Consider the following 572-nt stretch of genomic DNA (forward strand, 5'->3'; position numbering starts at 1 on the left):
GGCGCGGGAGCTTCGCCGGGTTTCCTGCGGCGAAGGGAACGCCTGTTTTTTCAGTGTTTTGGACAAAGGCGGCGAAATGCCTCCAACCTCTCTACGACGGCAAAAACCTGACCCCAAGGACAGTTTTTGCCTTGCACTGGTGCGTGGTCGGGAGGGGCGTGCTCGACTTTGGGTTGGCAGCGCGAAGAAAACTGGATACACAAAAACGATTTGTGACAAAAAGAATCAGCAGACTTTTGTACACAAAACAGTGCGTGGTCTTTCTACACATCACCGCCCCGGCGTTCGGGCGAGAAGCGGCGCGGATGATGCCAGAGACGGCGGGCGGAATTCATCCCCGAATGGGGTTTTTCGTCGGGTTTCAGGACGCCCGGACGTAAATTCGCCAGGGCCTGGGAGACTCCGGTGGCATGACATCCAGAAGGCGCTCTCGATGTTGCGTAGCGGAGCGCGCTCGAGTACGGGTCGCCTGGCAGCCTATGCCTGCCGGGTCTTCTTGCTTCGTCATCCGCAGGGTGGATACGCCTTGGGCATTATCCGCCGGACAGGTCTCCCCGCCTCACCCACATGGG

General features: G+C 59.1%; 1 protein-coding gene. It reads left to right on the forward strand.

The window, feature by feature from the left end; translation table 11 throughout:
* The coding region (locus EEB15_RS34410) for a hypothetical protein (RefSeq protein WP_233259730.1) at positions 1-380 on the forward strand (380 nt) is incomplete at its 5' end.
* Between the last annotated feature and the right edge of the window lie 192 nt (positions 381-572).

Source organism: Ramlibacter sp. WS9 (assembly GCF_003797765.1).
Lineage (GTDB): Bacteria > Pseudomonadota > Gammaproteobacteria > Burkholderiales > Burkholderiaceae_C > Ramlibacter.